7 protein-coding genes are annotated in these 9921 nt (G+C 39.8%); 4 read left to right on the top strand and 3 right to left on the bottom strand.

The window, feature by feature from the left end; translation table 11 throughout:
* Positions 1-51: 51 nt before the first annotated feature.
* The 4 genes from ACUVJL_RS07810 (at position 52) to ACUVJL_RS07795 (ending at position 7696) form a co-directional block, all read left to right on the top strand.
* A complete protein-coding gene (locus tag ACUVJL_RS07810; protein WP_445245328.1) occupies positions 52-1206 on the top strand; it encodes an ISL3 family transposase in 1155 nt (384 codons plus the stop codon).
* Positions 1207-1563: 357 nt separating this feature from the next.
* Positions 1564-2916 carry a GNAT family N-acetyltransferase gene (locus ACUVJL_RS07805; protein WP_445245327.1) on the top strand — a complete coding sequence of 451 codons (1353 nt, stop codon included), beginning with the start codon at positions 1564-1566 and terminating at the stop codon, positions 2914-2916.
* A complete protein-coding gene (locus ACUVJL_RS07800) occupies positions 2913-3746 on the top strand; it encodes a hypothetical protein (RefSeq protein WP_445245326.1) in 834 nt (277 codons plus the stop codon). The genes ACUVJL_RS07805 and ACUVJL_RS07800 overlap by 4 nt, the downstream gene beginning before the upstream one ends.
* Before the next feature lie 44 nt (positions 3747-3790).
* Positions 3791-7696 carry a hypothetical protein gene (locus ACUVJL_RS07795; RefSeq protein ID WP_445245325.1) on the top strand — a complete coding sequence of 1302 codons (3906 nt, stop codon included), beginning with the start codon at positions 3791-3793 and terminating at the stop codon, positions 7694-7696.
* Positions 7697-7748: 52 nt separating this feature from the next.
* On the opposite strand, the gene ACUVJL_RS07790 is transcribed toward ACUVJL_RS07795, so the two are convergent.
* The 3 genes from ACUVJL_RS07790 to ACUVJL_RS07780 form a co-directional block, all read right to left on the bottom strand.
* Positions 7749-8963 (bottom strand): DUF6575 domain-containing protein, encoded by a 1215-nt coding sequence (locus ACUVJL_RS07790; protein WP_445245324.1) that lies wholly within the window; start codon positions 8961-8963, stop codon positions 7749-7751.
* Between the two features lie 12 nt (positions 8964-8975).
* On the bottom strand, positions 8976-9371 hold the full coding sequence (locus tag ACUVJL_RS07785; protein ID WP_445245323.1) for a hypothetical protein: 396 nt from the start codon (positions 9369-9371) through the stop codon (positions 8976-8978).
* A gap of 130 nt (positions 9372-9501) precedes the next feature.
* A partial coding sequence (locus ACUVJL_RS07780; protein WP_445245322.1) for a hypothetical protein occupies positions 9502-9921 on the bottom strand: 420 nt, incomplete at its 5' end.

The following is a 9921-nucleotide window of genomic DNA, read 5'->3' as shown; positions in this document are numbered from 1 at the left end:
GGCTCTCCTGAGTTTATGGTGTAAAATAGATCAACCAATACAGTTAAAGTAATGAGCTTTCATTTAGACTATTTATTAGACTTGCCTGGAGTCAAGGTTGAAACTTGCACTCAAATTGAAGGAAAAATTTACTTTAAACTGAGCGCTTTAGCTTCAGAAATAGTTTGTCCTCACTGTAATAATTATACAGAAGAACTGCATCAAAATCGACCTATATTAGTCAGGGATTTGTCAGTTTTTGGTCGTTTTGTATATTTACAAGTGCCTCGTCGGCAGTTTTACTGCCCTAATTGTCAACGTTACATTACAGAAAAATTAGAATTTATTGACAAAAAAAGACGGCATACTCAACGATACGAGCAAAATATTTATGCGCGTGTTCAACAGTCGAGCATATCACAAATTGGGCGAGAAGAAGAATTGAGTTATGACGAAGTTAAAGGTATTTTTACTCAGGTCAATTTCTCTCAAAAAAAAAACTGTTGGGAGTCAGTCAAACGAGTAAGTATAGATGAGATAAGTATGCGCAAAGGAAAAGGAAGTTTCGTAACTGTTGTCAGTGACATTGAGGGGGGTAATTTGATTGAAATGATTGACTCTCACCGTCAGCAAGATATAGTTGAAGTCCTTATGAGGCAACCGCTTAAGGTTCGAGAACAAGTTGAGGAAGTGAGTGTTGATATGTGGGGAGGATTTCCAAAAGTTATAAAACAAGTATTTCCAAATGCTCAACTTGTTATTGACCGTTTTCACGTGATGAAAGCAGTTAATAAAGACTTGAATAAGTTGCGTCGAGGAATAGGAATTACAGACAGAGGGAGTAAATATTTATTATTGAGTAATCGAATCAACCTTGAACACGCTCAAATTGAAAAGTTGGAAATAATTTTGCAGAAATCAGAATGCTTAAGAATTGCCTACGAGATGAAAGAAGAGTTTCGAGAAATATATGAGACCAATATGACCGTCACAATAGCTCAGACAGAGTTCAAGGATTGGCTGAATTATGCGCAAATATTTTTCCAAGAATCAGCTTCGACAATTGTCAATCATTTTGAAGGAATTTGTAATTACTTTCTTAATCGCACAACAAGTGGAGTGATGGAGGGGATAAATAATCGAATTAAGTTGATTATGCGACAAGGATATGGCTTTTCTAATTTTGACAATTTTCGAGATCGTGTATTAGCTTGCTTTTCTAATTAGATAAAAATATCACCGTAAGTTCCAGAGAGCCTGTCCGACTTTGATTATGGATAGATATATTACATTATCAGGGGTTTCTTATCGGGTCCACCTTATTAATTAGGAGACTTGCATAGCTCCTGGTTAAGTAAGTTATTCTATCAAACAATTAACTAATCAAGATGTAATGTTTTAATCCAAAAATTTAGTAATGCAAAAGTTTAATAAAGTCGTAAAATTACAATACAATTAATAGTATAAATTTTACCGCAAGCAACAAGTGTAAAATTAACAGGTGCGGACATCGGCTACACTTGTCTACGTTCGTTGGTTGGAAGAAGTGAGGTATGTGTGCAGACTAGGTGTTTAGAGTCAAAGGTGGTATTTGCTTCGAGCGAGGAGCTAGTTCAGATTAAGGTGCTTGCCGATGTGCATCGGCAAGAGATAGGCTTTGTGAATCGGGCAGTTCTGGCAGAAGCGATCGCAAGCGGTGAAATTCTTTACCACCCCTTCGGCTTTCTCCATTTTCATCACCGTCGAGACAAAATCTCTACTCTTTACCATCTTTGCGTTTCCCCCGACCACCGCAGGCTAGGCATGGGTCGTCAGCTTATTTGTGCATGGGAAAAACACAGTAGGAAGTGCGGTATTACAAAACTGCGCCTAAAATGCCCCCTGGACATAGAAGCTAACGGGTTTTACAACAAGATGGGATTTGATCGGGTACAAATTGAACCTGGTAAACGCCGCTCTTTGGTTGTTTGGGAAAAGATATTATGTTCTAATATTCTCCTGACAATTCCCAAGTTTGTGGCTGCCGTAAGTGCTGGCGGCCCTGAGATTGAACGCAGTCGGCAGTTGTGGAATTCTAGCGGTGATCGGCGTAATCCCTTTGAAAACGTTCTTTACTCACCGATAACGTGCCCAGCTTCTACTACAGAATACTTTCGCCAACAAAAAGATGTGGGAAACATTTCGGAAGTCTGGCTAGATTGCGGTGCATATCAGGTGCAACAGGGGAAATTTACTTACGATCAACTGCTGGAATTTTTAGATAATTTTTATCGCAATAATACCTGGGCAGATGGGTATGTATTGCCCGATATCGTACCCATCTCAACTGATTCCGATGAAATAGTGGAGTACAAAGTTCGCGAAACGCTTTACCATTGCGAAAAATTTTTCGGTAAAATGCCTGTTTATGTACAAGAACGCGCGATCGCCCCCGTACACGGACGCACTATCAACCAAATCAATCGCTGCCTTGAAACCTATGCAAAAATGGGTATTACCCGTATCGGCTTTGGCTCTTGGGGAACGTCAGGACCCAACGGCAGCGTTAATATGATTTCTGAATCTAGTTTGGCATTGTTTAAGATTGTTGGCAGTATCGCCCGCGAAAAAAACATGAAAGTTCACTGCTTTGGAATTGGCGGTCCAAACAGCTTTTATCGCCTCCGCAACAACTCCCTTGTACCCCATAGCTTAGATAGCTCAACCTGGTCAAAAGCAGGAGCCTTCGGCAGCATCTTTTTTCCGGGTACTTCTCAAATTCAAATTACCGTTAGACGCGGTTTTGAAACTACTAAAACTGGTCTAGAGGAACTCAAAAAATCTACGCAACATTCATGTTACTTTTGTCAAAGTATTGATAAATTGAGAACCAGCAGAGAATATCGGATTATGCACAATTTGACTGCTTGGTTAGATACTTTAGAACGCGCTTTATGAGCAATAAATTAACTTTACATATTCAGCAAAATACTACTCTAGAAAGAGTAGCTATAATTCTTGATTTTTTGAGAAATAAAGAAACAAATTTTGAACAACTTGGAGCTAGTTGTAATTTAGGGCTTTCCGTTCTCCAAAAAGTGGTATTTCCATTCTTGCGAAATCTTTCAATTATTTCAAAAAAAACTCCCCCCTCACTGACACCTCTTGGTCAAGTTGCAGCTAAAATTCAAGAGTCTAACCCCGAATTGCTAGGAGATTTTTTACATTTAGTAATTTATAATCTACACCAAGAAGAAGCTGAAAAAAGGTTTTCTTGGACTTATGCTACAGTTGTACAACAACTCTGGTTGCGAAAAGAAGTTGTTTTATCACCGCCCGAAAAAAAGTCCCTAGTTGGAGAAGTAATTGAAAAGGCTGCTGTGAAGTTTGAACTACCTACCAGTGAAATAGCATTTAGTGATACGAGTGTGGCTGGTGCCCTCAATTGGCTGCGATCGTTATCACCCAGTGTTATAGAACCAGAAGGCAAATACGAACACTTCAGCCGTCGCTACTTCAGCGCCGCTCCTATTTTACTTCAGGCAGTAGACACAATCTACAAACAGCAACAACGAACCTATGGAGTCAAGATTTTCTTGCGAGAAGAAGTTCAAGAGGCTATTTGTCAAATGTTGTTGCTAGATCCGAGCGGATTAGATGGTAGCATAGATAATGCTAAATGCACCTATGATTATGATCGAGGTGGCTTCTTTGACTGTGGCTATGAAGGGGGATACGGACAATGGGTAATGCTGACTCAATCCCCTGAGTGGACTCAATTGCTTTAGCTAAGTATTAGCATTCTCCGAGACACACTTTATATTTACAATCCATGAAAAGATTATTAGAACAACTAGACTCTATCCAAGCAATTGTCGATACAGTCAATCCCTCCCAGATAGAAAATGAGCCTCAAGAAGTAGCCAGAGTTTATAATCTATATGCAAGCAGCTATAACCCAATTGAACCCGTAAAAACTCTAAAAGACCATTTGATTGAGGAAATTGGTAAGGGTAAACCTGTTACTGGCTACCTCAGTGCCGACTATGGGTATGGCAAGACAGCAACACTAATTTATTTATGGCAGCAGTGTCAGGATCATAAGATAATCGCGGTGCCGCCTTTCAAGTTTAAAGAGCTGGGAGATTTGATGGTTGCCACTTATGGCTGGATAAAAACGTGCCTCCAACCAGAATTTATTCCTCAGATTGAGGTACTGTACCGCAAATATGGCTTGAAGTCTCAGCAAAATATAGCAGCAGAAATAGCGCTCAAGTACAAGTTATCTGAAGACAAAGCTTTAAAAATTATTCAACAATTAAATACTGACACCACAAATACTGATAATGTTTTGAATTTTTGGCAGGAGACAGTTTCTCTCCTCCGACAAGCAGGTTTTGCAGGTTTAGCAATATTTGCGGATGAAAGCCAAGAATTTCTGCGAACAGAAGAAGGTGCTAGCGTTCGCATCCAGATTTTGAGCGATTTAGTTAAAGGAATGCGAGCTTTGGGTTCTACGCCTGTTGCATTAATTCTAAGTATGCCGACTACTCCGACTGAATCAGCTATTGAAGAACAAGCTGGTGATATTATTCACCGTATGAAGGAACAGAAAGTATCTCTTAGATTAGCTGGTGCGTACAGTTCTGAGTTCCCAGGAAAACTGTGGAATTATTTGTGTACTAATTTTCTGGAAGACAAGGCGCAGCAAAATCACTTGGCACATCCAGCAACAATTGAAAGTTTAGGGCAATTATGCGATCGGCAAAACTTTAGCAATGGCCCTCGCACCGTCATTGAAGTATTTAAACGCATCGTCCATTTTGCTCAAAATAATCAGCGTCCCTATACTCCTTTAGATTTGATTCAGGATTATCTAGAAGGACAAGTACAGTTATATGGTACGGAACAACACAAAATTAGCAATACTATCAAAACCTTGGAGCCGTTGATCTCCTTTCCAAAACACCCCAAAGGACGAGAGGTAATCAAGTTACTCGCGGGTTTCCCTTCCGGTCTTTCTGAAAATGTAGCTAAACAATTTCACCTCTTAAAGGAGTTGAAAAAACTAGCAGAAGATGACAATTTTTACGGGCTGCACATTATACAGCCGACTGAGCGCACTTTTGCTTTAGTCGCCCTTCTTCAGACAAGCATTCCCACAGTTGTAGATAAAATTTTAAATCGATTTCGTCAGCAATGGTTTGGAGAGTGGAACGATACTCAAAAAAAAGAGATGGCTACAACGATTTTCAAGTCGGAAATTATTTCTTTACTCTTCCCAGTTTCTAGAACCGGTCAGAAAGCCAATTGGTCTTGGCGTTATAAAGGGGAGTGGAAGCAGGATAGATTTGGAGTTTTTAATTTATTAGATGGGGCTCCCGAAAGATATAATGCGGATTTTCCTAAGCGTTCTCTTGTTATCAGTGTTGGGAGTAAAGAATCTGGTTTAATGAGGTTTCAAGCTCCTGAAGAAACTCACTTAGATTGGCGGTTTTACTTTAGCTATGAGCTAAAAGCAACCGTCGTTCCACAAGTTTTAACTGCGATCGCCGGAACTAATCAAGTAGACTTCCATCTTCAGTTAGGTCGAAGTTTTGAAGGCGAATATCCCACATCCTTCGGCTTACTCCGCAAAGTCATGCCTTCCGAACAATGTTCTGTTTGTACGCTGCTGAGTCTGTCTCATTATATTCAAGACTGGCTCTCAAAAAATCCTGAAGTCAGTAAAGCCGATCGCTCTAGATTAGAACACCATCGCCAAGAGTGTCACCAGTATGCCATGCGATTGCTGTTTCCGGCGATTTCGCCTCAAACTTGGGAAATTGGGGGCCTCAAGGGGGTAAATGGCTCAGACAGTAAACTTATCGAATCAGTGTTCTATCAAAAATGTAAAGCCTTATTTACCGATTATAAGTCTTTCTATAATAATCTGAACCCGACGTTACGTAAATATAAGTTACTGTTGGAAAAAATACCTTTATCTGTTCGCAAAGGTCGTCAGTTATATCAAGTTTCCAAAGAAGAATTTGAAAATTTGTTTGAAATGGGAAGTTCTAGCCTACCCAGTGTTTTAGCAGTTTTCAAACAACATGGCTTGATGAGCGGGGAGAAAATTGCCAAACGGAAAGAAGGAAATTCCCAAGTTAAATTTACAGAACATCCTTTGGAATCGTTTATTAAAGAAAAACTGCAATCACAAGGCAGAACACAGACAGTTGAGACGGCGTGGGGACAGCAAGATGTTAAAGCATTAGAGTATTCAAAGTTATGGAAAGCAGTTAAACTGCTTGGCTATCTTGAGGACGAGTTCCAAGAAGCTCTTGAATGGTTGCAGCGGCGACGCTACATAGAGTGGGCGCGTTCAACGGATGTTATCCGCGAAGCCAGTTTGGAATTAGAGCCAGATGAGTTAAATGCTCAATTAAAAGAACTCCGCGTTCGGGTTTCTTCGTTAATTGAAACTTTTGATGAGACGATTTTACATGAAATCAATGAAAAGATAAATGAGGAGGAAAAAATTCTTGATGCTAACCATGAGTCTGAGGTAGCTCTCGACCAAGTTCATAGAAATATTCAAGCCGAACGGGAGCTTCTAGAAAATTTTTGCATTGAGAGGCGCTCAACCCTGCAAAAAGAACTGCGTGGAATTAAACTCAGGCTAGAAAAATTTACCCTAGACTTGAATTCTTCTAAAATTAGTCAAATGATTGAGAGTGATAGCGGCCTAGAATCTTGTCTCAATGACTACCGGATAATTTTGGAAAGGCAAGTAAATCAGCTAGATAAAGATTGCCAAAGCCTAGCTAGTTCGCTTAAAGTAAATGAAATTGATATACTTGCATTGCATCATCAGCTAAAGCATTGTCAGCAGTTTTTGCTAACTTACGAAACCACTAAAATAAGGCTTGAGGAGTTGGTAGATGGTTTAGAGAAGTGGCGGATTATTCTAAATCGAGCACAGATTTTACGAGAGAATTTGAAGAAAGACCCAGTTCGCTTGATGCGTTATGATGATGACTTTGTTGACCGGGTTGTTAAGCATTTTAGCAACAATCAGCTTGAGAGTTTTAGACAGTACGATTTACTGCAACAACCTTTGGTTGAACTTGAAGAGGAAATTAATGGTGAACAGCGCTCGCGTCGAGAGGCTTTCGAGCAAATGCTTAGTCGTTACGAAGTCTTACTGGATCTAATTTCAATTAATGAATCTCCTTTGAAAAATAGATGCAAATTTGATGATGAAGACCGGGATGGATCTTACCACATTATGAAAGGAGTTTTGTGGGAAATTTTGCAAAAATTCTGCGAAGGTTTGGTTTCAGAATGGGAGCAATTGGAGCGTGATTTTTCCTTTATTTCCCAAGAACGTAACCACGATATGACAGAGTTTTTGAGTCAACTCACTGATTTAAAAACACAGCTATCATTACAAAGAGAACAGTTGCGATCTGCGATCGACAACTTAACCAACCTTGAAGAACGAATAACCCAACTCAAATCTATTTTTGAATACGGTCAGGTTCTTCAGGATAAATTGAAAGAAATTCATTTTAAAAGAGATGAAAGCCTTCAGGAGGAAGAAAGACAGCTTTTAAATGCCATTAGCTCTGACAACAGTGCGATCGCCATTAGCCAACTTCGTCAAAGTTTGCCACAAAATCAGGAGGTATGGGAACTCTTAAAGACTTTGTACAAAAAGGGACATCTAGAGATTATGCTTCGCCGTCGGGATTAATTTTTAAACAAAATAGCATAACTTTTATTATCCAGGCTGTTACGCTAAGCTCTTAGCTTCTGTAGGGACGCAGAGCCAAAAGTTTATATTTCAGTTTTCCCTCTGGAATAGTGGGCGATATTTCCTTAACTTCCCGAATAGTTGAAATGTAAACTATACTTAGAGTTGCTGTTTTAACACTAGGTATAGCTTCATCAATAATACGCCCTGAGTATTTTTTGTTAGTTTCACTATTCAAAATTTCATAACTTTTATTTCTGATATGCAGTCCAATCAGTTTACCCACAATTTCATACTCTCTTACTGTTTCATCTTCAGTTCGATTAATGACTTCTAAGGCTTTTTTTATAGATGAAAGGGGTAATTCTACAGAACCTCCTCGTTCCAGATTAGGAGAACCCCAGTTAAAACGAAGATTAGTTTCAGATTTATATAAATTCATTAGAAAATCTCTATATGCAGAAGCTACTCTACTTTTCAATCTCCAGAGCTTCTGGCGTAAAATATCTGCGTTATTTTCAGGGTCACCACTCATTTTAACCAATTCCCAAAATTCGTTAAGAGCAATTTCCACTAAAGAATTAGCGTTATCTTTTTCTATTTTTTTAGGTAAGGTTGCTAGTTCTATGCCAAAAGAACCTGGGTAAGTTCCTAGTACAGTTAACTGTGTTTTTTCAGTAATTGAACGAGGTATCATTCCTGTTGGAGTTGGCGTACCATCTATTGCTTGACCAAGAGCATTAAAGAAACTTTGTACTGACTCTAAAATTCCTCCCAAAAATGCTACTGGGGCTTCAGTTGGGTTTGTGGTACGGAATTGAAATGCAAGGTTGAGGACTTCCCGTTGAATTTGCATTGCAGTACGAGGTGCATCTTTAATTTCCCAAATAGGAAGAGGCACATCACCGAAGTCAAGAAATTCATATGACATAGGCAGCCAATCGTCAATTAGATTTTCACACCAAATAATTTCAACTTTATCAGGGCTACCATCGCACGAAATGAGAACTTTATAAACAAAGCCATCTTCCGCATTGACAAAAGCATCTCGCAATTCAATATTACCAGAGCGAACATTCTTCAGTCTCCGTTGAGAAATAGGAACATAAAGCCATGTCCCAAACTCAGTTGTTTGCTCTGCCCAGACAGTTAGGAATAGTTGTCCTGAAAGATTTTGACAAGCAAAAAGAGATGGTGTATCATAATACTCGTACACCTCAATAATTTCTAATTTCCCTAAATTTGTCAACTGTGGTAGCAGGCTCATATCTATGCTATATTAAGGTACTTCAACCGTCCTGAAAAAAGTCCAGGCATCTACACCTACTGGAACCCACCAACTATGATGAGAGTTATTTTTTTCTGGTGGGGATGGAGTATGTTTGATTAGCCCTAACTCTGAAGTTAAATTGCCTACAGCAACTTTAGCATTTCTAAATCGACCCGTTCTCCTCTTAATTCTACTAAGGTCATCCATTGAGGTATGGACAGAGACAGCACAGGCACGACATTCCTTTTCGTTCTCAGGAAACAGACGTCCAGGGTTCTGTTCGCGCACTGTTTGAAAGTCTTCAGAAGTAGGTAAATCCTGTGAAATTAAGCGGTACACTTGTTCTGATGGCTCTATGGCATCCTCTGGCGGGCAATTTGTCGGAAAGTGGCTAGGCCATTGCATAAGTGATTTTTGGGTACATTTAATCATGGTTACAGAAAGAATTATTATTTTATGGACAAGGCGAGTAGCGCCAGTTGGTACATTCAGTTGATATTAAATAGGCTAAAATTGATTCTTCCATATCTCAACATTAGGCACAATCTCCCGGTCGCCGCAGCACCATAAACGGGTTGGCAGACTCCACCTGATAACCAGGATACTGCGATCGCGCATCTGCCACCGCTGCAATCCACTCTGGATGGTCATCATTCCATAAAGGATGTCGAATCATTTTGATTGTCCGCCGTCGAGCATTCTGGTGAACGTAGCCAGTGAGAGTCCCAAACGGCACCGACGCACCATAACCCAAGCGTTGAAGTGTAGCAGGAATTGGGCCTTGGACTAGGTTAAGCCAAGGATTCTGGAAATGGTCCCAAGAAGAGTTGAGATCGATCGCCGACGCAGGATTAGACACCAATCGTGCCATATCTAAAGCCAGTCGCCAATCCAATAACCCGTGATAAGCAAGGTTTTGATAGTCCCGCAAACACAAATTGCAGGAAGTATCACA

It is taken from the genome of Microcoleus sp. OTE_8_concoct_300 (assembly GCF_031383065.1).
Taxonomy (GTDB): domain Bacteria; phylum Cyanobacteriota; class Cyanobacteriia; order Cyanobacteriales; family Microcoleaceae; genus Microcoleus.
Note: the sequence above shows the minus strand (reverse complement) of the source record. Positions and strands in the feature narration are given on the sequence as shown.